Source organism: Paenibacillus plantiphilus (assembly GCF_927798095.1).
Taxonomy (GTDB): domain Bacteria; phylum Bacillota; class Bacilli; order Paenibacillales; family Paenibacillaceae; genus Paenibacillus_Z; species Paenibacillus_Z plantiphilus.
The window spans coordinates 73,784-99,762 of the sequence record NZ_CAKMMF010000018.1 but is presented as its reverse complement, the minus strand read 5'-3'; the positions used below and the strand labels follow the sequence as shown (position 1 = coordinate 99,762).

Genomic DNA, 25,979 nt, shown 5'->3' with positions numbered 1-25,979 from the left:
CGGTGGTGTGATGTGAGGACTGGTTAAATGCCATATTACTAAAAATCCGAGCTATCGGTTCTTCTGCCAAAGCGGAATCAATAGCTCGTATTTTTAGCATCAAGAGATGACATCACAAATAATATAGAAGGATAGGGTGAGGAGCATGAGTAAAGTACGCAAAGCCATCATTCCAGCTGCAGGTTTAGGGACCAGGTTTCTTCCAGCAACAAAAGCGATGCCGAAGGAAATGCTTCCGATTGTTGATAAGCCGACTATCCAGTATATCGTTGAAGAAGCCATCGCTTCAGGGATAGAAGATATTATCATCGTCACAGGCAAAGGGAAGCGCGCGATCGAGGATCATTTCGATATCGCTTTCGAGCTGGAGCAGAATTTGATGGAGAAGGGCAAATATCATCTGCTGGAGGCGGTTCAGAAGTCATCCGGGGTTGATATTCATTATATTCGCCAAAAGGAAGCGAAGGGACTTGGCCATGCGGTCTGGTGCGCCCGCAATTTCATCGGCAATGAGCCGTTCGCGGTTCTGCTCGGCGATGATATTGTCGTCTCGGACACTCCTTGCACGAAGCAATTGATAGACCAATATCAAGCTACACAGCGGTCCGTAATCGGGGTGCAGGCTGTATCGTTCGAGCAGACGGAGCGTTACGGCATTGTCGATCCGTTCGACGGCAGCGGCAATTTGTATCAGGTGAACCGGTTTGTCGAGAAGCCGAAGCTCGGGACGGCTCCTTCCAATCTGGCGATTATGGGGCGTTATGTACTGACCCCTGAAATATTCAATTTTCTGGAGCATCAGGAGGCGGGCGCCGGCGGAGAGATTCAGCTTACAGATGCGATTCAGAGGCTTAATGAGCTGCAGGGCGTATATGCCTATGATTTTGACGGAATTCGGTTTGATGTGGGAGAGAAGCTTGGATTTATTACGACGACACTTCATTTTGCGCTCAATAATAAAGAACTGCGAACTCCGCTGCTGGCGTCACTGGAAGAAATCATTAAACGTGAACACGCGCAAAAGATTATTCAAAAATGAGGTGATTTACGATGGCTCCTACCCCGCAAAGGTCCGATGCAGAAGTTGTAGTAGAAGGCCGTCCCTTATACAAGGGCTATGAGGCTGAACGCAAAAGATCGATTCGGCTGTATCTGATGATCAAACGAGCGACAGATATTATTTTGGCATTCCTTGGACTCGTGCTTCTACTTCCTTTGTTTCTGGTCATCGGAATTCTCATTAAGCTTGAAGACCCGCGCGGGTCCGTGTTTTTCCATCAGATTAGAATCGGCAAGCATGAAAGGCCGTTTCGGATGTACAAATTCCGGTCCATGGTATCCAATGCGGAGGAGCTGCTGGATAATCTGCTGGATCAGAATGAGATTGATGGAGCCATGTTCAAGATGAAGGATGATCCGCGCATTACGAGAATAGGCAAATTCATCCGCAAGACGAGCGTGGATGAGCTGCCGCAGCTCTGGAATGTGATCAAGGGCGATATGTCGCTTGTCGGTCCACGGCCTCCGCTTGGCAGAGAGGTGGAGGATTACACGAAATACGACAAGCTCCGGCTTAAAGTGCAGCCAGGCTGCACGGGGTTATGGCAGGTAAGCGGACGCAATGAGCTGAGCTTCGAGCAGATGGTTGAGCTGGATTTGCAATATATTAAACAACGAAGTCTCCTGTTTGACCTGACGATTATACTGAAGACGATTAAAGTGCTTTTCGGCTCCAAGGACGCGTTCTAGTCCAATCATAGGGGATTGAGGTTGTTCATATGAATCTGAATTCAAAAATATATGTAGCTGGACACAGAGGTTTGGTAGGATCGGCGATTCTACGGACACTGGTGACTAGGGGCTATACCAATATCGTATATCGCACGAGTGGCGAATTGGATCTGAGGAAGCGGGAGGATGTTCTGCGTTTCTTCGAGGCGGAGAAGGTCGATTATGTGTTTTTGGCAGCAGCGAAGGTGGGCGGCATTGCTGCCAACAATGATTATCCGGCGGATTTCATCCGAGACAATCTGCTCATTCAGACGAATGTCATTGATGCGGCTTTCCAGTGCCAGGTAAGGAAGCTGTTGTTCCTTGGCTCAACTTGCATCTATCCGAAATTCGCCCCGCAGCCCATCAAGGAAGAATATCTGCTCTCCGGCGTATTAGAACCGACCAATGAGCCTTATGCGATTGCGAAGATTGCCGGTATTAGTATGTGCCAGTCGTATAACCGTCAATATGGAACGAGGTTTATTGCGGCTATGCCTACTAATATGTATGGACCGAACGATAATTTCGACTTGAAATCCTCCCATGTCCTTCCGGCGCTCATAAGAAAGTTCCATGAGGCGAAGGAAAGCCGGTCCCCTCAGGTAGAGGTATGGGGGACAGGGACTCCACGGCGGGAATTTCTCCACTCGGATGACTTGGCTGAAGCATGCCTGTATTTGATGGAGCATTATGAGGACAATGAAATTATTAATATCGGCGTTGGCAAGGATATAGCCATTAGAGAGCTGGCTGAATTGATCAAGGAGCTTGTCGGCTATGAGGGCGACATTGTATTCAATGCTTCCATACCTGATGGAACGCCGAGGAAACTGGTGGATGTAACGAAGATCAACCAATTAGGCTGGAAGGCTGGCATTTCTTTGGAAGAAGGGCTGCGAGCTGTCTATTCTTCCTTCTATCAAGGCGATCCTATTAAACTATAATCGATTGTGGAGGAATAGCTATGAAGAGAGCTTTGATTACGGGAGTAACCGGACAAGACGGCTCCTATCTCGCGGAGCTGCTGCTTGAGAAGGGCTACAAGGTGTACGGCATGCGCAGACGCACAAGTACGCCGAACTATGAGAATGTGCAGCATATTAGGGACCGCATTCACTGGATCTCCGGTGATCTGAACGATCTGGCTTCTCTTATTGAAGCGGTTCGGCAATCCGACCCGGATGAGGTGTACAATCTGGCTGCTCAATCGTTCGTTGCCGCCTCTTGGCCGCAGCCGATTGCTACTGCGCAGATGACGGCGATATCGGTTACGCATATGCTCGAAGCGGTTCGAATCGTAAAGCCGACGGCAAGGTTCTATCAAGCATCCAGCAGCGAAATGTTCGGCAAAGTCGTGGAGACGCCGCAGAAGGAGTCGACACCCTTCTATCCTCGCAGTCCCTATGGAGTTGCCAAGGTGTACGGGCATTGGATAACGGTCAACTATCGAGAGAGCTTCAACATGTTCGCATGCTCCGGCATTCTGTTCAATCATGAATCGCCGCGGCGAGGACTCGAATTTGTAACGCGGAAAGTGACAGACGGCGTAGCGAGAATTAAGCTCGGCTTGCAGCAGGAGCTGCGAATGGGGAATTTGGATTCGCTGCGTGATTGGGGCTTCGCAGGCGATTATGTGAAGGCGATGTGGCTGATGCTGCAGCAGGATGAGCCGGATGATTATGTGATCTCGACAGGCGAGATGCACTCTGTTATGGAGCTGCTGGAGACGGCCTTCTCTTATGTCGGCTTGAATTATAAGGATTATGTCGTGCTGGACCCGGAATTTGTAAGGCCGGCTGAAGTGGATCTGCTGCTCGGCGATTGCACGAAAGCGAAGGAGAAGCTCGGCTGGGAGCTGGAGGTAGGCTTCAAGCAATTGGTTCATATGATGGTGGATGAAGATATGAAGAGGGTGCAGTCGGAGACGCGGTATTATGAATTAATGAACACCTAGACAGTTCAGTCGGGAGAAAATCATATGAATTTTTTAATTTATATCGCTGCTTTTTTATTGCCGCTAGACAATTTCCCTATTATGTTCGGAGGAGCTTACAAACCGGTATCACTGGTTTTTATAGCTCTTTTTTTTGCCGTTAATTTTCATCATGTATTGCGGATGAAGTATAAGAAGGCGGAAATTTGCATCGGAATGATCGTGATCGGCGCCATCATCGTTACAGCGTTTCAGAATATAAGCCTGCACTATTCCTTCTTAGGCTTGAAGGATGCGGCCTCTTCGTTGGCTGCGGGACTGGTCATTTATTTGAGCTTCAAAATCTTCGTGGCGCAAAATGGGCAGCGTGATTCTTATGTGAAGCTGTTCAAATGGATGCTTCGCGGTTATGGCATCGCCCTGGCGGTCGGCGTGCTGCAAATTGTGTATATGTATATATCGAGCAGCGGCGTTATCAGCAGCTTTATCGGGCTTTTCATTGAAAGAAAGGCCTATATTCAGGCGCATCGGCTGCAGTTCACCTTCTCGGAGCCTTCTTACATCGGCCTGCATACCAATCTGTTCATCTTTCCAGCTTATCTGGTGCTGAAGCATACGAACAATCTGTCCCGCTATGACAGGATGATCGTACTGCTGTTCATACCGATGTCGATTCTTTCATTGTCGATTCGCTATTTTCTAGATCTGGTTATTCTCTATCTGGTCTACACCTTCGTTACGTCCAGATCGAAGGAGTTCGTGAACCTATGTCTGAAGCTGGGGGCTGCCGTCGGGATCGGCTTGCTGCTCATTCACGTCGTACTTGTGAATAATGTGTTTAACTTGGACTCCTCTCACTATTATCGCATTCTGCACATCTATAATGATCCGGATAAATTGATGAAGGATGACTCCTTCAGTATAAGAGCCACTTATTCCAAAATTGGATGGCATGCTTTTCTGGATAAGCCAATATTGGGCTATGGGGTGGGGAATTATCACTACGGGTATATCAATCATCTGGATAAAATACCGCCCAAGGATTTTAAAGATGGCAGTGAGCTAAGCGATGCGACGAATCAGCTAAGCCTGCCTCAATACAATATGTATACGCGCCTGCTGTCTGAATTCGGCCTGATGGGGATTGCGCTGTTCTTGCTGTGCGGGTTCTTGCTGTTATCTGCCAAGGGCCGCAATTTCTCTACGATGATCATTCTGCTGCTCGTGTTTGCTCTCTTGCAGTTTGATTCCTTTGCTTTCATTCAGCTCGTATTCTGGATTGCCCTGCTGCAAAGCAAATTTATATCGGAGCTTGTCGTATTGAAGCTGCCGGGATCAGCCGTGGCTGCGAGGCAGGAAGTCGGCGGGAGCCGCCTGGTACGGCCCAATGTCGGGCTTCCGCTCCGAACTACAACGATATTAGGTGAGAAACTATGAAGCGAATATGCTTGATTGAACAATCAAGGATGTTAGGTGGGATAACATGAAGCGAATATGCTTGATTGAACAATCAAGGATGTTAGGTGGGAAACTATGAAGCGAATATGCTTGATTGGACAATTCCCTCCCCCGATACACGGGCTGTCCATTGCGCTGCGAACGATTATGAATTCGAGGCTCTTCAACGATAAGTATCAGCTTTCCTGCGTGGACATTAAGGACAATAAGAGGATTGCCGCCCATCTGAATCAAGTGGGAACCATGGAAGCGGATATTTATTACTTTACAATATCCCAGACCAAGCTTGGCAATCTGAGAGATATGTTCATTTTGTGGAGACTGCTGAAGAAGAGGAAGAAGATCGTTATTCATTATCATGGCGGATACTACAAGGAGCTGTACAGGCAGTTCAATCCCCTTCAACGCTGGCTGAACAAGAAGATGCTCTCCCGGATCGATATTATGATCGTCCTGAGCAGCGGTCTCCGGCATCTGTTCGCCGATGTCATAAGCGCCGACAAGATTAGAATTTGCGAGAATTGCGTAGAAGATCAGGTGCTGCTTAGCGACCATGAATTTGCCCATAAGGTCGAGCGGCTAACGGAGGGCAAGGAGAAGCTTGAGATCGTCTACATGAGCAATTTTATCAAGAGTAAAGGCTATTACGACCTGCTTGAGGCGGCGAGCTTGCTGAGAACGAAGCGGGTTATGATTCATTTTGCCGGCAAATTCTTCAATGATGGGGACAAGGACGAGTTCTTCGGCTATGTACGGGATAACGGGCTGGAAGGGATCGTTCATTATCATGGCGTTGTTATGGGAGAGGAGAAGAAGCGGCTTCTCTCGCAATGCGATGTGTTCGTTCTGCCTACGTATTATCCGAATGAAGGCCAGCCGATCTCGATTATTGAGGCGATGGGGAATGGGCTTGCGATTATATCGACCAGCCACGCAGGCATACCTGACATCGTCACGTCAAGCAATGGTTCTCTGGTAAGGCCCCGTTGTCCGCAGGATATCGCAGATGCCATTGAGGCGTTGGATCAGGAGCGTACGAGGCTGATTGCGTATGCGAATGAGAATAGACGAACAACGCTGATCAAGTTCAAAGAGAACGATTACTTGAAGAGGCTGGAAACCATAATGGATGAGGTCTGACGAGATGAATATGAATATTGACTTGACCAAATACGATCAATCCTGGTACTCCCGAGGAAGAAGCGGCATAGCCGTGCTGTTATGGTGGTTCGTACAGGGGACGCTGTTCCGGTTCTCGCTGCATCCGATGTACAATTTCCGCAATGCGCTGCTTCGGCGGTTCGGGGCTGCAATTGGCAAGGGTGTGAGGATCAGACCGTCTGCCAGGTTCACTTATCCGTGGAAGGTTCGCATTGACGAGCACTCATGGATTGGCGATCATGTGGAGTTCTACAGTCTTGATGTGATCGTCGTCGGCAAGCATTGTGTCATATCGCAGCATTCTTATCTGTGTACGGGCAGTCATAAGCTGAATGATCCCAGCTTCGGGCTGATCGTGAAGCCGATTGTTATTAAGGATGGCGCATGGATAGCCAGCGATGTGTTCGTCTGCCCCGGTGTTACGGTTCATGAGCTGGGAGTGGCCGGGGCGAGAAGCACGGTCATGAAGGACATTCCGGCAGGCGAGATTCATGTCGGATATCCCGCAAAGTTTCTTAAAGAGCGAAAGATGGAAGAGGGATAGGGATGAAGCATAATATTGTGTTTGTTATTAATTATTTTCATCCGGACTTTGCATCGACGAGCCAGCTGCTGACAGAGCTGTGTCTGCATCTGCAGCATGACTTCAACATTACGGTTATCGCTGAGCTGCATCCTGATGCTGATGAGTGGAAAGACAAGCGCAAGCGGATTGTTTATGACCGGCTGGAGAATATCAATATTATACGAATCCGGCTTCCTAAAGTGGATAAGGGGAACAAGCTCAGTAGGCTGCGTTATATTGCAGCTTACTTTTTTTATGCCAATGTGATGGTGCTTCGGCAGAAGAAGCTCAGCTTCATCTATACGATCTCGCAGCCTCCGATATTGGGCGGCCTCATCGGGACAATCGGCAAGCTGTTCAAGCGAGCCAAGCATATTTACAATATTCAGGATTTCAATCCCGAGCAAGCGGAGGCAGTCGGGTATACGAAGCGGAAGCTGCTCTTCCGCGCTGCAAGGTGGATGGATACGCTTAATTGCAGGTGGGCGGATCACATCATTACAGTGGGTCAGGATATGCAGCAGACGCTGCTGCACAGATTCGCCAATCTGCCTGTGACGGATAATTCGGTCATCAACAATTGGACCAATGAGCAGGATATTGTCCCGCTAACGAAGCAGCATCCGAAGGTAGCGGAATTTATCGAGCGCAACGGCTGGAAGGATAAGTTCATTGTTATGTATTCGGGCAATGTGGGGCTGTATTATGATTTGGAAAATTTAATCCGAATTACGAAGCAGCTAAGCGATATTAAGGATCTTGTCTTTGTGTTCATCGGCGAAGGGGCTGTGAAGAGGCAAATGCAGACGTTCGTAGATGAGAATGAGCTGTCACAGGTGTACTTCCTGCCGTTTCAGCCCTTTGACCAATTGAAATATTCCTTGAATGCAGCTGACGTGCATCTGGTCGTTAATCAGAAGGGCATTAAAGGGGTATCGGTTCCAAGCAAGATCTATGGCGTGATGGCTGCCGGCAAAGCGGTCATGGGCGTTCTGGAGAGCGGAAGCGAGGCAGAGCGTCTGATTGAGGAAAGTCAGTGCGGGGTATTGGCTGAGCCGCAGCAGTATGAGGCCATCGAGCGACAGCTCCGTTATTTGCACAATCTGAGCAGCAGCGAGATTACAGCTTACGGAGCGAGAGGACGGGCGTATCTGGAGAAGCATTTGCGCCGCGAGCAATCACTGGAGAAGTACAGGGAGCTGCTCTTGTCCATGTAGCAGAGGCGGAAATGATATACACTATATACAAAAAAAGGATAGGAGTGGTCATGATGACGGCAACGTTAACGGGCACGAAAACATTTGTAGTAACTGGCGGCAATCAATTAACGGGTACGATCAAGCTATCAGGCGCCAAAAATGCAGCTCTTCCGATGATTGCGGCAGCATGCTTGGGAGAAGAGCCGACCTTGCTGGACAACGTTCCGGTGGAATTGCGCGACGTTAAGATTCTCATTCAAATTTTGCAGGAGTCCGGGGCTGCGATTGAAGTAAACGGCAGTACAGTATCATGCGCCAGAGGCAGCTTCCCGAATGGGAGCATCAATCCGATTGCAAGCGAGATTCGGTATTCGCTGCTGCTGCTTGGATTAGCAGCAGCACTGCAGTCCGAGCTGCTGCTGCCAATGCCAGGCGGCTGCAAGATCGGGGACCGCAAATATGATCTTCATCTGATGGGACTGAGCAAGCTTGGCGCGACGATTGATGAAACAGAGGAAGGGATTCATATTTCCTCCAAGGGAAGCGTTGGATCAGAGATTGAATTTTACCTGCCAACGACGTCCGGTACTGAGAATATTATGATAGCTGCCGCCATTGCTGAGGGAACGACGACGATACTCAATGCCAACACGCGGCCGGAAATTATGGAGCTGGCCAAGCTGCTGAATTTGATGGGGGCAGAGGTGGAATGCTCGAATCGTATCGTTCAGATCAAAGGCGTGAAGTCGATTAGAGGCGGAGTTCGCTACGCGGTTATGCCGGGGTGGGATGAAGCGGTCACCTATATTGTGGCATCTACGATGACGGGAGGGGAAATATGCATCCCGGATTTCTCTCTGGACTTCATCAAGGAGGATGCGCGTCTGTTGAAGGAAATCGGCATTGATGTGTTCGAGTGGGGAGGAGCTGTGTATGCCTCGGGGAAAAAGGAGAAACGCGCTTTTGACCTGTTCACAGCCCCCTATCCCGGTATTAATTCCGACATGCAGCCGATCTTTGCGGCGCTGGCCTTTGTCGCTAATGGCAAGAGCACCATTACGGATCTGCGGTTCACGGAACGGTTCAAATATATTGACGAGCTGAAAAAGTACGGCGGCAGCGTCCATGCCTTCGGCAATACAGCGATTATCGAAGGAGGCAGAAGGCTGCAGGGCGCGGAGGTAAAAGCAACTGATCTTCGCGGCGGCGCCTCTTGCATATTGACAGGACTTGTATCAGAAGGTGTAACGATCATTAGCAACGTCAGCCAGATTGAGCGCGGCTATGAGAATATCGTCAGCAAGCTGCAGCAGCTCGGCGCCAATATTGAAAGCCGTATTTCCTAAAGAGCACCGGCTAAAATTTATGATAAAAAGAGTTGATTACCTTGGCTGAAATCGCAGCGGCACGTCCCAGAGCATCCAAAACGGCAAAAGATCTCGCAGTTACAGTCGTAACAAAAGGGGTTACGCTATTCGGCGCTTTTATTATTTCCGCCATGCTTGCCAGAATGCTCGGAGCGGAAGGCAGAGGCATTGTGACGGTCATCTTCATGGTCCCTACGCTGATGGCTACAATAACCGATCTGGGCATCCGTCAGGCAACGGCTTTCTACATCGGGCAGAAGGTGTATCCGATCAACGATATTATGAAGACGACGTATCTGCTCTGGGTTCTATCATCACTACTGTCGGTGATATTCATTGCTGTCTACTTCGGAATATTCTATTACGGCAAGTATAGCAGCACGCTGCTGCTGATTGCGCTGCTGAGCGTTCCGTTCACGTTGTTCGCCAGATATTCCAATGGTGTGCTGCAGGGATGTGACCAGCTCGGCAAAATCAATAAGCTGGACCTGTGGAATATCGCGCTTAACTTCGCCAGCGTCGTCATCCTTGTCTGGCTGCTGCAGCTTGGCGTGCTTGGCGCGACAATCGTCAACTTGCTGATTGCCGCCATGCTTGCCGTACAGTCCTGTCTTATCGTCATGAGGCTTGCGCCGTTCCGTATAGGTCATGTGAATGGACTGCCTCTGAAGTTTCTAAAGAAAGGAATTTCCTATGCGATTGCGCTGTTTATTCTGCAGCTGAACTACCGGATCAACATTCTCATGCTGGAGCAGCTCTCGGATTTGAGATCGATCGGGAACTTCGCTGTCGGCGTCATTCTGGCTGAATTGATCTGGCAATTGCCCGCTGCGGCCGGCATGGTGCTGTTCGCGAAGAGCGCTAACAGCCGGACACAGGAAGAGGCGATCAACAGGGCAGCCAAGCTGCTCAGGATGATGCTGCCGGTCGCGCTGGTCAGTTGTCTTGTCATCGCTGTATTCGCGCCGATTATTGTAGGTGTTCTGTACGGCGAACAATTTACCGATGCGGCTAATGTCATTCGTCTTCTGATGCCCGGCATTTTTATTATGTTCTTCTATAAAGTGTTGAACGCGGATTTGGCAGGAAGAGGGAAGCCGCTGTTCGCGCTGGCTGTGTATATCATTCCGCTCATTCTCAATATTGTGTTGAATTTGATTCTGATCCCGCTTTATAACATTAACGGGACAGCTATCGCTTCCTCCATCAGTTATATTATTGGCGGCATTCTGTTCTTGATTGTCTATTCCCGTCAAACAAAGGTTTCGATCAGAGATCTGCTTATTATGAAGCGAAGCGATCTCAGGAGATAAATCGGTATAGAAAGCAGGTTGATTCAGTGGCAAATATACTCGTTACCGGGGCGGCTGGTTTTATTGGATTTCATCTCGCGAATAAGCTGCTTCAAGAAGGCTGCGAGGTGCTTGGCTTGGACAGCATGAACGATTATTATGATCCGGGTCTGAAGCAGTCGCGCCTGGAGCTGCTGAAGGAGCACCGAAATTTCAAGTTCTTCTTATGCCAGTTGGAGAAGCAGGAGCAGGTTGATGAGATTTTTGAACAGCATAACATTGCAGTTGTTGTACACCTTGCCGCGCAAGCGGGTGTGCGGTACAGCATTACGAATCCAAGGGCATATGTCGATTCAAACCTTGCCGGATTCATGAACATTCTGGAGGCCTGCCGTCATTATAAGGCCGAGCATTTGATCTATGCATCCTCCAGCTCGGTATATGGCGCGAATACGCAGATGCCTTTCTCTGTGACGCATAATGTCGATCATCCTGTCAGTCTGTACGCAGCGACGAAAAAAGCCAATGAGCTGATGGCGCACACTTACAGCCACCTGTATCGGCTGCCAACGACCGGCCTTCGCTTCTTTACGGTATATGGTCCATGGGGCCGGCCGGATATGGCGTACTTCTCTTTTACCAAAGCAATCATGAATAACGAGCCGATTAAAGTTTTCAACCACGGCAACATGAAGCGCGATTTCACTTACATTGACGATATCGTAGAGGGAATCGTGAAGCTGATCGGCAAAAAGGCCGAGCCCAACCCGCACTGGCAGGGCGACGATCCAGATCCAAGCACGAGCACCGCACCCTATCGGATCTATAATATCGGGAACAATCAGCCAGTAGAGCTTGGCCACTTCATCTCGATCATCGAGAAGAAGCTGAGCAAGACGGCGATAAAGGAGTATCTCCCGATGCAGGCTGGCGATGTTCCCGCTACTTTTGCGAATGTGGATGATTTGGTCCGTGACATTGATTTCAAGCCTTCAACTTCCATTGAAGAGGGACTGGGCAAATTTCTGGATTGGTATGTGCAGTATTATGCGTCCATTCCGAATCCAGTGTCTAATCCAATAACTTGAGGTGAATGGCAATCATGGTATCTATCGTGACTGTGTACTATAATCGTGAAAATTATGTGGTGGATTCCATCGAAAGCTTGCTGAAACAAACGTATTCGGATATTGAAGTCATTGCGATAGATGATGGATCAACGGACGGTACGCTCGTTAGACTGCGCTCCATTCAAGATCCCCGTTTAAGGGTGATCACCCATAGCAATAGGGGGTTCGTCCAATCGATCCGAAGCGCGATCATGCAGACGAGCAGTGAAATTGTTGCTATTCATGGCTCTGGGGATATTTCGTCCGAAACCCGGATCGAACGTCAGCTGGAGCTGCTGCAATCACATCCCGACATTGGCGTTGTCGGCTGCTATGTTGAGAATTACTTCGAGAATACCGGTACATCGTTTATTAATAAGCCTGTAATCGACGAGTCCATCTCATTGACGAAGCAAATTATAAAAGAGAATCCTTTTACGCATGGGGAGGTCATGTTTCGGAAGAAGGTCTATGAGCAGGCTGGCGGATACCGGGAGTTTTTCAAGTTTTGCCAGGATTATGATCTCTGGCTGCGAATGAGCATGCTGACTTCCTTTGCGATCGTTCCTGAGGTGCTGTACAGAAGATATTTTCTATCCGATGGTGTTAGCGCCTCGCTCGATAAAATGTTGATGCAGAAGTATTTTGATGAGATGGGCATCCAGTGCATCGAGCTGAGAATGCGCAATGAGCCGGACTTCATTGATCGATACGGGATATATGGCGCATTCTATCGGGCTCGGACACGAAGGCTGTCGAAGATTATTGGGCGGCATGCGATGACCGCCTTGTACCGGGGAAAGACCTCGGAGGCGCTTTATTTTAACCGCAAAAGTATGGAGGAGAAGCTGGGGCTGTCTAATGCTTGCCTGCACCTCTTTCTATTCCTTCTGAATCGAAGCAAGCTGCTGCAGCGAATGACAGCGAAAGGCTTGTCGATCGTTAAAGCAAGAAGAAGCGGTGCTGGCAAGCCGCTTGCCAGTGAGCAGCAGGAAGGAACGCTGGAGCATATGTAAAAGGAGGTGCAGCATGAAAGTCTCGGTTGTCATACCGGCCTACAATAGCGAGCACTTGATTATTGAAGCGATCGAAAGCGTCTATAATCAGACTGCTGATCCGTGCTATCAATTGCATGAGGTTATCGTTGTAGACGATGGCTCCAGCGATCGCACAGAGGAGGTCATTGGAGCCTATAAGGAAACTGGGCAGCGGGACTCGCTTCACTATATCAAGCAAAGCAACGGCGGACCCTCGGCAGCAAGGAACGCAGGCCTGCTGCGGGCAACCGGCGAGCTTATTGCACTGCTCGATGCGGATGATCTGTGGATGCCGGATAAGCTCAAGCTGCAGGTTGCTGGGTTCCAGACGAACCTTGGAGCGGGAATTGTGTATGGACAATTCATAAACAGGGTGTACAAGAAGAATGGCGAGTTCTTCGAATACCCGGTTGTAAAATGTTTCTATAAAGGAGATATCAAGAAGGAGCTGCTGCGATGCAATTTCATCGGAACCTCGACGGTCATGATCAAGCGGGAGGTCGTAGCACGCATCGGCTTATTTAATACTGAGCTGCGTCTTGCAGAGGATTATGATTATTGGCTGAGAATCGCGGACTGTTATTCGGCTGCTTATTGCGAAATCCCGATATTAATGAAGCGATACTACGGGGATCAGAACGTCAGTGGGGGAAGAAGCCTGAAGATGCTGATGAGTACGAGAGATGTTGTCTCCAGTCATCTCCATTCTCTGAATCAGGCGGAGCGCAGCGATGTCTTGAAGGCGCAGGATATCTCGGAAATTCAAACCTATATCCTGCTTGGGGATCGAGCCAAGGCATTCCGGAAGATTGCGGCCAGCAAAACAAGCGGATTATCGAAGCTGAAGTATGGCTTGCTTGCACTCGTTCCAATGAAATGGATCAATTACTTGATCTTCAGAAGAAACATGCGGATCATAACAAAGATAAGCAGGTGATGGATATGTTTGGAGAGCTGGCATGCAGGGTAGAGAGTAATTACTCTTTGAAATCGATCACGACGATGGCGGTTGGTGGAAGGTGCAGCTATTATGTCGCCCCGCAGAGCGTAGAGGACCTTCAGACTGTTGTGAGAATATGCCGGGATCGCGATGCCCGCATGGTGCTTATCGGCAACGGGTCGAACATTATCGTTGATGATGAGGGCTTGGACGGAATTGTTGTACATATCGGCAAAGGGCTGAGCCGGATGAGGCTTGACCAGCAGCTCCTATATGCTGAGGCAGGCGCAACGCTGCCCAATATGGCTTTTAAGATGGCAAAAGAAGGTGTGAAGGGGTTTGAATTTATGGTCAGCATCCCTGGAACTGTCGGCGGAGCAGTGATGATGAATGCAGGCAGCTCAGGCAAGGAGCTGTCGGATGTGCTGCATTCCGTCACGTATCTCGATGAGAATGGCGACTGCCGGACGAAGCTGGCAGAGGAATGCGGGCTGTCTTTTCGCCACAGCGGATTTACTGGAACCCGAAATATTATACTGAGCGCTGTATTCCACGCCCCTTATGACGATGATAAAAATAAGCCGATGCTGGCGACCAGAGAAATTGCTAATGTGAGGAAGAAGAAGTTTCCGATGAATGTGGCGACTGTCGGCAGTACGTTCAAAAGCCCGGCCAATGGGCCCCATCCGGGAAAATGCATTGAGGCAGTCGGACTGAAGGGATATCAGATCGGGAATGCGGAGATTAGTCCGGTCCACGGGAATTGGATCATTAACCGGGGCAATGCCGCCTCGCAGGATGTGAAGGACTTGATTCAATTAATGCAAAGCACGGTAGCCGCGCAGCTGGGAATAGAGATGGAGCAGGAAGTTATTTACGTATAGGCTTGCGGCAAGCCGAGAATCGATAGGGAAGCTAGGAGGGGTATTAGATGAAACTAGTGCTGCTATCCGGAGGCTCAGGCAAACGATTGTGGCCGCTGTCCAATGATTCGCGGTCGAAGCAGTTTCTTAAAGTGCTTGGGAATGATGGCAATGAGCTCGAATCGATGGTTCAGCGTGTATGGAAGCAGATTGCTGCAAATGGATTGGGTGAGGAGAGCTATATTGCGACGAGCAAATCGCAAGTGGAAATGATGCAAAGCCAGATAGGCTTGAACGTTCCGTTAATCGTTGAGCCGTCAAGAAGGGATACGTTCGCGGCGATTGCGCTGGCGGCAGCCTATCTGTATTCCTTCAAGGTGATCGGACTGAGCGAGGTCGTATGCATACTGCCGGTGGACCCTTATGTAGAGGATCATTTCTTCGATGCGGTCCGGAAGCTTGAGCAAGTGCTGCAGGAGGATGATGATTGCGATCTGGCGTTAATTGGCGTGAAGCCGACTTATCCTTCCTCGAAGTACGGTTATATTATTCCTGTCGCTGAGGAGCGGGACGCTTCCTTGAATCAGAAGGTCAGCTATTTCCAGGAGAAGCCTTCGGAGGAGCAGGCGCAAGCGCTAATCGATCAGAATGCGTTGTGGAATTGCGGTGTGTTTGCGTTCAGGCTCGGCTATATGATTGGGCTGCTTCAAGACAAGGGACTCCCTATTCAATATGAAGAGCTGGTCAAACAATATCATAAAATCCCTCAGATCAGCTTTGATTACGAGGTGGTGGAGAAGGCAGAGCGCATAACGGTACTGCCATATGAAGGATATTGGAAGGACCTGGGAACCTGGAATACGCTGACAGAGGAAATGGAGCATCAGCAAATTGGCAAGGGAACGATCAGCGGTGATTGCCAGAATACGCATTTAATCAATGAAATCGATATTCCTGTCTCGATTCTCGGCCTGTCGAATGTCGTAGTCGCAGTAAGCCCTGACGGCATACTAGTGACGGATAAGAGCGCCAGTCCAAGAATTAAGGACTTCATTAACTATGATCAAGGACCGATGTACGAGGAACGGCAGTGGGGATGGGTACGCATTCTCGATGACCAGCATTATGATGACGGACGCTGTGTAGTTACGAAGCGAGTGGGCATTCAGGAGGGCAAGAACCTGAGCTATCAGCTGCACTCCAATCGTGAAGAGGTGTGGACGCTTGTAAAGGGCGAAGGCGAGTTCATTCAGAACGGTAATTTCATGAGGGTCAAAGCAGGTAATGTTCTGCATATTCCGATGAAGACATTGCACAGCATTCGGGCGATAACGGAGCTTGAGGTGATTGTTGTACAGAGCGGGGTTCAGCGGGATGTGAACCAGGTGGTGGAGCTGTACAGCACTTGGAATGAAGTTGCCGAGCATTGCATGAAGATGTAGATGCAGATGCAGATGGAGATGGAGAAGCAAAGCACGATTTGTTATTATATCTCGGATTATGGTTATGGGCATGCAGCGCGGGGAATCGCGCTTATTCGTCGTTTACTGGAAACGTCTCCGAGACCGTTTCGGTTCATCGTTTGCTGCTCCAGACCGCTTTCATTTGTACGGGAATCGTTGCGGGCAGCTGCACAGAAGGGTCTGGAATTTCGCGACGCTGCGACGGATTTGGGTTATTTCGTGCAGGAGAATAGTATGGAGCCTGATCTTGACCGTCTACAGGTTGAGTATCGCAGCTATATGTCTGTATTCCCGGACTTGATAGCACGGGAGAGAGACTATCTGCTTCAGAACAAGGTGGATATGGTGCTGTCCGATATTTCCCCGGTTCCGATCAAAGCGGCCAGTCAGGCCGGTATAACCTCCATCGGCATGTCCAATTTTACGTGGTACACGGCATACGAGAAGATGCTGGATAGCGGGCTGCTTGCACCGTTGTATGATGCTTATCTTCATATGGACTATTTCATAAGTCTGGCAGGCTCGGAAGAGCCTCCCTGGGGCCGTCGCGGATATGTCAAGGCGGGCTTTTTTTGTCGTGCGCCGGAGAAGAGGGAATGGAGCAGGTTGCAGTCGTTGCATGGGAAGGGCAAGGGCAAGGATGACGGAGCGTTAACGGTGTTCGTCGCATTAGGAATGGATATTCATGCTCGCGATATGAAGGATATGGCGATGTGGAAGGATGAGGACTGCACATTTATCGTCTCCAGCCATATGGATGCAAGCGGCCCTAATGTTGTTCGAATTCCGCCAAGCTATACAGAATCGCAAAATTATTTGGCCCTCGCAGATATCGTCATTACGAAGCCTGGCTGGGGGGTTATAAGTGAAGCCGTCCATTGCAATAAGCCGCTGCTGATGGTGAAGCGGGACTTATTCATGGAGGACCTTCATACAACGAATGCCCTGACAGGGCGGCATCCTTACAGAATGATCGGGTGGGATGAGCTGAAGGGGAGCGCGATAACAAGGCAATTTGTAGATGCCATCTATGCGGCTCCCACAGGAGATGCTGCTTCTGACAGTGACGAGCAATTGCAGCGGATATGCGCATTTCTCCATGAATGGGTGTAGGTAGGTTCAGGCTTCTCATGATATGAGGAAGGAATGATAAGGATGAAACTGGCTGTTATTGGCACTGGTTATGTGGGGCTCGTATCAGGGGTCTGTTTCTCTGACCTTGGCAATGATGTCACATGCGTCGATCATGCAGCAGGTAAAATTCATATGCTTCAGCAGGGAGAGGTCCCGATCTATGAGCCGGGCCTCAAGGAATTGATCAAGAAGAGCACAGATGCCGGCCGACTGCGATTCACGACTGATTTGGCAGCGGCAGTAAGGAATGCCGATGTCGTCATACTCGCAGTCGGCACACCGTCGCTGCCGAATGGGGAAGCGAACCTCAGCTACATTATGGAGGCCGCCAGGGAAATAGCGGGCGCCATGAACGGCTTTAAGGTGATCGCAACCAAGAGCACAGTTCCCGTAGGAACGAACGAGAAGCTGGAAAGCTTGATACGCCAGCATAGCTCGCACTCTTTTGCCATCGCATCGGTTCCCGAGTTTCTAAGAGAAGGCTCCGCCATACGGGATACGATGAATCCCGACCGCATTGTTATCGGGACCGAGAGCCAGCAAGCCAGAGAGCTGCTCACAGCGCTGCATCAGCCATTGACAGATCGCATTCTCCTTACGGATGTAAGAAGCGCCGAGATGATCAAGTATGCCTCGAATGCATTCCTGGCGACGAAGATATCGTTTATTAACGAGATTGCCAACATTTGCGAGAAGGTGGGGGCAGATGTGACGAGAGTTGCGGAAGGCATGGGCTATGACAAGCGAATCGGCTCATCCTTCCTCAAAGCCGGAATCGGCTATGGCGGCTCCTGCTTTCCGAAGGATACCGAGGCGCTTATTCAGATTGCCGGACATGTGGACTATGATTTCAAGCTGTTGAAGTCAGTTGTCGAGGTGAATCGCGATCAACGCTTCAATGTTATTCGCAAGCTGGAGACGATTCTTGGCGACTTGAGCGGTACGACGATTGCGATATGGGGGCTGGCCTTTAAGCCGGAGACAGATGATGTCCGCGATGCGCCTGCATATGAGATTATGGCCTCTTTAATAGAGCGGGGCGCAAAGATCAAAGCTTATGATCCTGTAGCAGCTGATAATTTCCAGAGTAACTTGAAGCATTCCCGAATCTCCTATTGTCTGTCTGCGCAAGAAGCGGCACTAGGGGCTGACGCCTTATGTGTGCTGACAGAATGGAGAGAGTTCCAGCTCATTCCACTGGCTGCAATTCAGACCTGGCTGAAGAAGCCCAATCTGATTGATGGCCGGAATATTTATAGTGAGGAAGAGCTGGCAGGCACTGAATTCGTTTATTACTCAGTCGGCCGTCCCAACATGAGCAAGGGCGTCAGGGAGCAGATTCCCTTTCTTTCCTTCTAATGCTGAGAAGCCGTCTCCCATGCGGCATAGGCACTATCTCCTTCTACTTTTCCTTTGTAAGCAGGAAATACCGCGTTAAAGCAAGAACTGGCAGCACGAAGGGGTGCTGTAAGCAGGAAAAATCGTGTTATAGGCTTAATAAAGCCACTCCGATCGCGCTCCCTGCCACTTTTAAACGGAAAAACCTGCTTACAGCGTACGAAATGAGCATTTCGCCAGCGTTAAGCCGGAAAAAACGTCTTAATGACGGCATCGCGGACAGCTTCAATCGCGTGGTTTAGCGCTGTATTGTATGACGGGACTGCGGACAGCTTCAATCGCGCGTTTAGCGCTGTGCATGACATGACGGCGGCAGGCTTTTTTGAGCAGAATGAGGGTTGGAAGCGGTTCAGCGCTGGTTTTGGCACAGAGTCAATTATTAATGGTAAATTTTTAAAAATTTTTGTGCGAAGCAATAAAAATAATGATACAAAACGGATTAAGTGTGATATACTTGATACAGTTAGTATCATAGAGGGTTGCAAGGAGGGGTCAAGCTGGTAGACAACCATGGTAATAATTTGACATTTCTGCTCTGCGTACCGCGAAGCGGAAGCTCTCTGGCAACATTAATGCTGCAGAATCATAGCCAAGTATTCGCTACCCAGGAGATGTGGTTTCTGATGAGCTTGCTGGATTTGAAGCTGACTCCGCAGAGGCCGTATGGGGGCACAGGCATCCTCAAGCAATTTTATAACGGCATACTTCCTGATGAAGTATTCAAGCAAGCCTGCCGATCCTATGCGCTCCAGGTTTATAACGGACTGCTGCAGAGCAGCGGCGCCAAGATCGTCATCGACAAGTCTCCCCGCTATTATTATGCGCTGGAGTTTATCGATTCGCTCTTCCCGCACGCAAGGAGAATTGGGCTCATCCGCAATCCATTGTCGATAATCGCTTCTTACAAGAAGGTGAATGATCGAGGTGGCGAGCCGTCCGATTTGGCGGCAGATTTATGGGACCCAAGGTTCAATATTAAGATAGCGGATATAACCGTCGGTTTGTTCCGATATCTCAATTATTTCAAAGGTGACAGTCCTTATGCGTACCGGCTGTATTATGAAAGGCTCGTAACTGCTCCCAGGGATGAAATGATGAAGCTGTGCCGATTCCTTGGCATTGCTTATGAAGAAGGTCTGGAGCGCTACGGGAATTATATGGATACGGCTAAGGCGGGCTTGTACTTCAGTATGGGAGTTGGCGACCCTTACGTGAACGGACATAAGGAGGCGCATCAGGACTCCGTTGACAGCTGGAGGGAAACGCTGAGCAAGGAAGAGATTGAAGGCTACTGCCGCGTCATTGGCGCGCAAGTCTTCCATGATCTGGGCTACGGCGAGCAGCTTCAAGAGGCGGAGCGATTGACAGGGGTCCAATTCGAGCTGGAGCCGAATCGGGAGCTCATGCAGCTTCGAACGAGACAATTGGAGGAAGCGACTGGCTGCAAGTGGGAGGACAGCTACGGGCTATGCTCGGATGCTCCCTCCGGGCTGCCAAGCGAGCCGGCCGAAGACGGGCTCGGCCAAGGTATTGATCCGCACGTGCTGCAGCTGCAAATTACGCTGCGGTCACTGGAGATGAGGCTGGAGAAAAGCTACGCCTCGCAGGCGCAGCTGCGTTCCCAACTAGACAATATGAAGGCCAAAATTAATCGGGTGAAATCCATGATTCCATTTGGCAATCGATTATCGCATTGGGCAACCCATTATTTGATAGGTGGGAAGAAGTAATGAGCGCAATAGCGGGAATTTATTACTCGAATGGAATGAATGTCGAGATTGAGGAATACGGCCAATTGATGCAAGGGCTGCAAAGATACCATGCCGATGCTGTTCATACCTGGCATGATCGCTCCGTGTTTCTAGGCTGCCACGCGCAATGGATTACGCCGGAGTCGAGGAATGAAGTGTTGCCCTATTACGATGCGCTGAACAAGCTGGCGATTACTGCGGATGTCATCCTCGATAATCGGGATGATTTATTTCATCGGCTGCAGGTGGACCCTTCGCGGCGCAGCGGGATGACAGACAGCGAACTGCTCCTGCTTGCCTATCGCAAATGGGGGCAGGATGCGCCGAACTACTTGATCGGCGACTACGCCTTTATCATCTGGGATGAAGAGCGGCAGCTGCTCTTCGGAGCCCGTGATCTGTTTGGCAATCGCACACTCTACTACCATCAGAGCTGGCATCGGCTTGCATTCTGCACGACAATTATGCCCCTGCTGTCATTGCCCGGTGTGAAGAAAGAGCTTAACGAGATGTGGCTGGCATCCTTCATGGCCATTCCGGTCATGGTTGAATCGGGTGATATTGAATCAACGGTCTACAAGGGAATCTGCCAGATACCACCCGCCCATTCGTTCACTGCTGCAGCGGGCAAGCTTACACTGTCCAAATATGGTTCCATTATTCCTGCCCAGCCGCTTCGATTGAAATCGAATGAGGAATATGAGGAAGCGTTCCGCGCAGTGTTCCAGGAAGCGGTGCAATCGGGTCTGCGCACAGATCGTCAGGTAGGCGTCTTCCTAAGCGGGGGGCTGGATTCCGGCTCGGTTGCCAGCTTTGCAGCCCGAACGCTGCAATCGCAAGGGAAGAAGCTGAATTCGTACAGCTATGTGCCTGTTAATCAATTTGTCGATTGGACGAATCGTCATGTGGTTGCCGATGAATCGCCTTATATTAAGGCGACGGCGCAGTATGCAGGCAATATAAACGACCACTATATGGATTGTCCTGACAGGAGTCCGTTGTCGGTTGTGGACGATTGGCTTGATCTGCTGGAAATGCCTTATAAATTTTTTGAGAACTCGTTCTGGATTAAAGGCATTAACGAGCAGGCGGAGCGGGATGGAGTGGGAATGCTCCTGACAGGAGCAAGAGGCAATCAGACGATATCCTGGGGCTCGGCCGTTCAATACTATGCGGTGCTGCTCAAGAAGCTGAGATGGGTTCAGTTCTATCGAGAGGTGCAGTCCTTCAGTAGAGGAATGGGGATAGGGCGATCAAGGCTGCTGTCGCTGATCTGCAAGCAGGCGATGCCCTTCATGCCTCAGGCTTCATTGCTGAGAGGCGAGCCGGATGTGCCGCGCATGATTCATCCCGAGTTCGCAAGAAAGACCAATGTGATGGAGCTGCTGCAGGAGCAGGATGCCGAGCTGAGCGGATTTCTAAGAAGCAACCCGGTGGAGGCGAGAGTGAGCCAACTGCAAAGTCTGGTTATTGCCAACCTGCGGGGAACGAAAGGGACGAAGCTGTCCCTGCAGCACCGGCTTTGGGAGCGTGATGTAACCTGTGATCCCAGAGTGGTCCGCTTCTGTCTGTCCGTACCGCTGGAGCAGTATGTTCAGCAGGGGGTGGATCGTTCGCTCATTCGACGCGCTACGAAGGGGTACCTGCCTGACATGGTCAGACTGAATCAGCGCATACGCGGCATTCAAGGCGCGGATTGGGTGCATCGCATCCTTCCGGCTTGGCCGGCGATAGTCGATGAGCTTCAACAGCTGCGCAGGGACGACAGCGTGAATGAAATGATAGACGTTAATCGGATTGAAGCTGCATTGGCCGACATTGGAGAAGTGCCGACGCCGGACAGCGCATTCAGCCCTCAAATCAGATTTCTCATGCGCAGCCTGATTCTTTACCGGTTCCTCAAGCAATTCTAAATAAGATGAAAGTGAAAGAACAAGGAGCGGAGCGAGGGGGAATGATTCTGAAGAAGCGTCAGCGCTCGCCTTTGTTCCCGGAATTCCACCAGCAACAACTAAATTCAGAAATTCCGGGAACAACAGCGATCGTAAGAACATTCCCCCTGCACAGCGGCGTAATTGTTCATTTCAATCATTCAATCTATTTGGCAACAATCCCCCTTTAAATAGATAGACTGGGACAACATGAAAGGAGGTGAAAAGTATGAATAACGTGAAAAAAGAGTGGAACCAGCCTGCATTGGAAACGCTGGAAGTTGCTTCGACAATGGAGGGCAAAGGAACAAAGATCATTGACTTTGTTTCCGTACATGACTTCGACATCACTTCCTAGTTAGAAAGTAGTTGCGTGCCTTCATATCTGCTTGCAGGAGGTGATCAAGAATGGTAAAGAAAAGCTGGAATCAGCCAGTGTTGGATGCGCTGCATGTGAATAGGACATTGGAAGGCACAGGCACTCTTTATGTAGATCTGGTTACCCCGGCCGATTTTGATGTCACCAACACACCTCCGCCTTCTTAGATCGTCATTACTTAAGAGAAAGCGTCTATCGGCCCTTGTACAATGCACATTGTTGTATAAGGGTCTTTTCTTTCAATCTCTGCATAACAAAGGGTGAGGACATGATACTTACAAGGAAGAAAATGATCTACAGAGCCTTTGGGCTGCGCGTGTTGAGCGAATTTCCGCTTCCCGAGCTCGTGCAGGTGGACGATTGCGAGGGGCAAGCCGATGTTGTTATCGAAAGGGCGGATTTGTCCGGGCTGTGGAATGGGCTGGAGGTTCATCATCAATTTTTTGCAGTCAAGGACAAGGGAATCATTCACCATATCCCTGACACGGCAATCCTATGCATTCAGGAGGGCAAGCGCATACTTGTCTCGCCAATGGCGGGGGCAGAAGAGAACAAGATCCGGCTCTATCTGCTTGGAACCTGCATGGGCACGATATTAATGCAGCGCGGCATTCTTCCCCTGCATGGGAGCGCTGTCGCAATTAATGGCAAGGCATATGCGTTTGTCGGAAATTCAGGAGCAGGCAAGTCAACGCTTGCGGCTGCTTTACTGAGCAAGGGCTATTCGCTTCTAAGCGATGATGTCATCGCGGTATCGCAGGGCGCTGACGGCATTCCGATTGTAACGCCTTCCTATCCACAGCAGAAGCTGTGGCAGGCGAGCATTGAGCAGCTGGGATTGGGAAGCCATGAATACAAGCCGATTTACGAGGAAATTAACAAGTATGCCATTCCTGTTCGGGCTGAATTCTGCTCTGATCCGATACCGCTTGGCGGGGTGTTCGAGCTGGTGAGAACTGAGGAGGGCGAGGTTCATGTGGAAGAGGTGCAGAGCCTGCAGCGCTTCCCTCTCATTCATGCGCATACGTACCGCAACTTTCTCATTCCGCTGCTGGAATGCGAGCAGTGGCATTTCTCTTCCTCGGCGAGTACATTGAGCCGCATCGATGTGTATCAATTAAGAAGGCCGCTGCAGGGATTTACCGCGTATGAGCTAGTTGAACTAATCGAGCGCATTGTGAACAAAGGAGCGTGAATGGAATGACGAACAAGGAGCGAATCTCGCTGTCCTTGCATGATTCGGTTGTTCAGGCTAAAGGGAATCTGGTTAGCGATATGAATGGCGAGAAGGTCATGATGAGCATCGGCAGCGGCAAATATTATAATCTTGGCCAGATCGGCGGCAGAATATGGGAGCTGATTGAAGTCCAGATTTCGGTGGAGCAATTAGTGTCCTTGCTTGTCGCGGAATACGATATTGAACAGGCGCTGTGCGAGGCTCAGACCAAGAGCTTTCTGGAGCAGATGATTCAAGAAGGGCTGATCGAGATTCGGGATACGGCGAAGATCATTTCATAATTGGAGAGGACGTCGGAGCCGTGTGGAAATATGTGCGAACGTTCCTGTCACTGCGTCCATCCATGATGCTGCTCATTATTGAAGCTTTCCTGTACCTTGGCTGGGCGCGCATTCTGAAGGCAAGGCCCTTCGCAAAGGTTGCACCCGGACTGGGCGTCCAGATGGAAGAAACGCCGCTGTCGAGAGATCGAGCCAATGAACAGCTGCTGCTTCGAATTTCAAAGGCGCTTCATATGGTGAGCCGTCATACCTGGTGGGAAAGCAAATGTATGGTGATGGCAATGGCAGGCATGAAAATGCTGGAGCGCCGCCGGATCGAAAGCACGCTCTATATGGGGACGGGCAAGGATGACAACGGTCGAATGATTGCGCATGCCTGGCTGAGAAGCGGCATTATCTATCTGACCGGGGCTGACGAGATTCCCAAGTATACCGTAGTAGCGAAATTCAGAAAAACGATTGTTAATAACGAGAATCAAAGGAGTACTTCCAATGGATAACGAGAGGACGCTCGATGTGAGCCTGTTCCCCAAGGAGCTCAAGCTGCTGCTGGCGCTCATTGGCCCAATATCGCCGCCGACAAGCGCTGCGCTGAAGGAGCGTATGACTGGAGGAGGGGATCTGAGCGGTATCGACTGGGACCACTTTGTCAGACTAGCGCTGCATCACCGCGTTTATCCGACCGTCTATACCAATCTGTTGAGATGGGATAGCAGTCCCATTCCGGAAGCAGTGATGAAGGCGCTTTACGCAGCATACGGGAAAAATACGTTTCAAATGATGCATCTCACTGCGACTATGGATAAAGTAAGCCGGCTGTTCGATGAGAACGGCGTCCGCTCTCTTATGCTTAAAGGGCCGATTCTCGCAGAGGAGCTCTACGGCGAGCTGTCGCTTCGAACATGCAAGGATCTGGATATTCTGGTTTCGGCAGATGAGGTGGAGCTGGCGGAGACCATTCTGCTGGGCGCTGGATATGAGCTGGATGAAGGCGAGGTCCGCATACTGAATGATTGGAAGTGGCGCGTCCATCATATTTCCTATACGAATCCGCAGACGGGTGTACAGATCGAGCTTCATTGGAGACTGAATCCGGACAAGGGCAAAGAGCCGTCCTTTGAGGAGATGTGGGCACGGCGAAGAACCAGTGTGCTGACAGAGCATCCGCTGTATTATCTGGGCAGCGAGGATATGTTTCTCTTCCTTGTGCAGCATGGCGCGCGTCATGGATGGTTTCGTCTGCGCTGGCTGCTCGACATTGACCGCATGCTGGAGAAGCAATTGAACAGCAGCGATATTGCTGCGCATTTGAAGCGATACCACAGCTTGGCTATCGGAGGACAAGCGCTGCTGTTGGCCTCGCAATTGTTAGGCACGCCCATTGGACCTGAGATGAAGCCCATTGCTGCCGGCAATCATGCGCATCGCCTGGCCAGAAGCGCGATCATTTTCCTGAATGAGATGATTACTTTATCGCCGGTTCCGCAGCATCTGACGATCTACTATCGGCGTTACCTCTTCTCCTTGCGATCTGCTTCTCAGAAGCTCCTTTTCATCGTTAGCCTGCTCTATCCGAACAATAGAGATATTGAGACATTGCGGCTGCCCAAAAAATTGTATGTGCTGTATTTCCCGCTAAGGCCGTTCTTATGGATCTGGAGACGAAGAAAGCAGCAGGCATCATCATAAGACTGACAAGGGGATGAAC

At 50.1% G+C, this 25,979-nt stretch carries 26 protein-coding genes; all 26 read left to right on the top strand.

The features are described 5' to 3' along the window. Nucleotides 1-145: 145 nt before the first annotated feature. The 26 genes from galU (at nt 146) to L6H65_RS16340 (ending at nt 25,960) form a co-directional block, all read left to right on the top strand. Nucleotides 146-1,039: a UTP--glucose-1-phosphate uridylyltransferase GalU gene (gene galU / locus L6H65_RS16465; protein ID WP_236343680.1), complete on the top strand. Its 894-nt coding sequence runs from the start codon at nt 146-148 to the stop codon at nt 1,037-1,039. An 11-nt stretch (nt 1,040-1,050) separates the two neighbouring features. Further along, entirely contained in the window at nt 1,051-1,749 is a 699-nt protein-coding gene (locus L6H65_RS16460) for a sugar transferase (RefSeq protein WP_236343679.1), read from the top strand. 29 nt (nt 1,750-1,778) lie between these two features. Beyond that, nucleotides 1,779-2,717, top strand: a complete 939-nt coding sequence (locus L6H65_RS16455; RefSeq protein WP_236343678.1) for a GDP-L-fucose synthase family protein — start codon at nt 1,779-1,781, stop codon at nt 2,715-2,717. Nucleotides 2,718-2,737: 20 nt separating this feature from the next. Next, nucleotides 2,738-3,727, top strand: a complete 990-nt coding sequence (gene gmd, locus L6H65_RS16450; protein ID WP_236343677.1) for a GDP-mannose 4,6-dehydratase — start codon at nt 2,738-2,740, stop codon at nt 3,725-3,727. 24 nt (nt 3,728-3,751) lie between these two features. After that, complete coding sequence (locus L6H65_RS16445; RefSeq protein ID WP_236343676.1) at nt 3,752-5,143, top strand: O-antigen ligase family protein; 1,392 nt, start codon at nt 3,752-3,754, stop codon at nt 5,141-5,143. Nucleotides 5,144-5,239: 96 nt separating this feature from the next. Then, a complete protein-coding gene (locus L6H65_RS16440; RefSeq protein ID WP_236343675.1) occupies nt 5,240-6,304 on the top strand; it encodes a glycosyltransferase family 4 protein in 1,065 nt (354 codons plus the stop codon). A 4-nt stretch (nt 6,305-6,308) separates the two neighbouring features. Further along, nucleotides 6,309-6,869: a putative colanic acid biosynthesis acetyltransferase gene (locus L6H65_RS16435; protein WP_236343674.1), complete on the top strand. Its 561-nt coding sequence runs from the start codon at nt 6,309-6,311 to the stop codon at nt 6,867-6,869. Between the two features lie 2 nt (nt 6,870-6,871). Further along, a complete protein-coding gene (locus tag L6H65_RS16430) occupies nt 6,872-8,107 on the top strand; it encodes a glycosyltransferase family 4 protein (protein WP_236343673.1) in 1,236 nt (411 codons plus the stop codon). Between the two features lie 50 nt (nt 8,108-8,157). Next, complete coding sequence (locus tag L6H65_RS16425) at nt 8,158-9,435, top strand: UDP-N-acetylglucosamine 1-carboxyvinyltransferase (protein WP_236343672.1); 1,278 nt, start codon at nt 8,158-8,160, stop codon at nt 9,433-9,435. A gap of 41 nt (nt 9,436-9,476) precedes the next feature. After that, the gene (locus tag L6H65_RS16420; protein ID WP_236343671.1) at nt 9,477-10,769 is read left to right on the top strand and encodes an oligosaccharide flippase family protein; all 1,293 of its coding nucleotides are present in this window, start codon (nt 9,477-9,479) and stop codon (nt 10,767-10,769) included. Nucleotides 10,770-10,795: 26 nt separating this feature from the next. Continuing rightward, on the top strand, nt 10,796-11,836 hold the full coding sequence (locus tag L6H65_RS16415) for an NAD-dependent epimerase (RefSeq protein WP_236343670.1): 1,041 nt from the start codon (nt 10,796-10,798) through the stop codon (nt 11,834-11,836). A gap of 14 nt (nt 11,837-11,850) precedes the next feature. Then, nucleotides 11,851-12,873 carry a glycosyltransferase gene (locus L6H65_RS16410; protein ID WP_236343669.1) on the top strand — a complete coding sequence of 341 codons (1,023 nt, stop codon included), beginning with the start codon at nt 11,851-11,853 and terminating at the stop codon, nt 12,871-12,873. Nucleotides 12,874-12,886: 13 nt separating this feature from the next. Further along, the gene (locus L6H65_RS16405) at nt 12,887-13,831 is read left to right on the top strand and encodes a glycosyltransferase family 2 protein (RefSeq protein ID WP_236343668.1); all 945 of its coding nucleotides are present in this window, start codon (nt 12,887-12,889) and stop codon (nt 13,829-13,831) included. Nucleotides 13,832-13,836: 5 nt separating this feature from the next. Then, on the top strand, nt 13,837-14,718 hold the full coding sequence (gene murB / locus L6H65_RS16400; RefSeq protein ID WP_236343667.1) for a UDP-N-acetylmuramate dehydrogenase: 882 nt from the start codon (nt 13,837-13,839) through the stop codon (nt 14,716-14,718). A 47-nt stretch (nt 14,719-14,765) separates the two neighbouring features. Beyond that, nucleotides 14,766-16,139, top strand: coding sequence for a sugar phosphate nucleotidyltransferase (locus L6H65_RS16395; RefSeq protein ID WP_236343666.1), 1,374 nt, complete (start codon nt 14,766-14,768; stop codon nt 16,137-16,139). Next, on the top strand, nt 16,140-17,273 hold the full coding sequence (locus L6H65_RS16390; RefSeq protein WP_236343665.1) for a hypothetical protein: 1,134 nt from the start codon (nt 16,140-16,142) through the stop codon (nt 17,271-17,273). A 42-nt stretch (nt 17,274-17,315) separates the two neighbouring features. Beyond that, nucleotides 17,316-18,653: a UDP-glucose dehydrogenase family protein gene (locus tag L6H65_RS16385; RefSeq protein ID WP_236343705.1), complete on the top strand. Its 1,338-nt coding sequence runs from the start codon at nt 17,316-17,318 to the stop codon at nt 18,651-18,653. 518 nt (nt 18,654-19,171) lie between these two features. After that, nucleotides 19,172-20,422 (top strand): sulfotransferase family protein, encoded by a 1,251-nt coding sequence (locus tag L6H65_RS16380; RefSeq protein WP_236343664.1) that lies wholly within the window; start codon nt 19,172-19,174, stop codon nt 20,420-20,422. Next, nucleotides 20,422-22,356: an asparagine synthase-related protein gene (locus tag L6H65_RS16375; RefSeq protein WP_236343663.1), complete on the top strand. Its 1,935-nt coding sequence runs from the start codon at nt 20,422-20,424 to the stop codon at nt 22,354-22,356. The genes L6H65_RS16380 and L6H65_RS16375 overlap by 1 nt, the downstream gene beginning before the upstream one ends. 41 nt (nt 22,357-22,397) lie before the next feature. Beyond that, on the top strand, nt 22,398-22,565 hold the full coding sequence (locus L6H65_RS16370) for a hypothetical protein (RefSeq protein WP_236343662.1): 168 nt from the start codon (nt 22,398-22,400) through the stop codon (nt 22,563-22,565). A 38-nt stretch (nt 22,566-22,603) separates the two neighbouring features. Beyond that, nucleotides 22,604-22,732, top strand: coding sequence for a paeninodin family lasso peptide (locus L6H65_RS16365; protein ID WP_236343661.1), 129 nt, complete (start codon nt 22,604-22,606; stop codon nt 22,730-22,732). A gap of 50 nt (nt 22,733-22,782) precedes the next feature. Next, nucleotides 22,783-22,920, top strand: a complete 138-nt coding sequence (locus L6H65_RS16360; RefSeq protein ID WP_236343660.1) for a paeninodin family lasso peptide — start codon at nt 22,783-22,785, stop codon at nt 22,918-22,920. 101 nt (nt 22,921-23,021) lie between these two features. Beyond that, a complete protein-coding gene (locus L6H65_RS16355) occupies nt 23,022-23,948 on the top strand; it encodes an HPr kinase/phosphorylase (RefSeq protein ID WP_236343659.1) in 927 nt (308 codons plus the stop codon). Nucleotides 23,949-23,953: 5 nt separating this feature from the next. Then, nucleotides 23,954-24,271 carry a lasso peptide biosynthesis PqqD family chaperone gene (locus L6H65_RS16350; protein WP_236343658.1) on the top strand — a complete coding sequence of 106 codons (318 nt, stop codon included), beginning with the start codon at nt 23,954-23,956 and terminating at the stop codon, nt 24,269-24,271. Nucleotides 24,272-24,333: 62 nt separating this feature from the next. Beyond that, nucleotides 24,334-24,771, top strand: a complete 438-nt coding sequence (locus L6H65_RS16345; RefSeq protein ID WP_236343704.1) for a lasso peptide biosynthesis B2 protein — start codon at nt 24,334-24,336, stop codon at nt 24,769-24,771. Then, nucleotides 24,764-25,960 carry a nucleotidyltransferase domain-containing protein gene (locus L6H65_RS16340; protein WP_236343657.1) on the top strand — a complete coding sequence of 399 codons (1,197 nt, stop codon included), beginning with the start codon at nt 24,764-24,766 and terminating at the stop codon, nt 25,958-25,960. The genes L6H65_RS16345 and L6H65_RS16340 overlap by 8 nt, the downstream gene beginning before the upstream one ends. Nucleotides 25,961-25,979 lie beyond the last annotated feature (19 nt).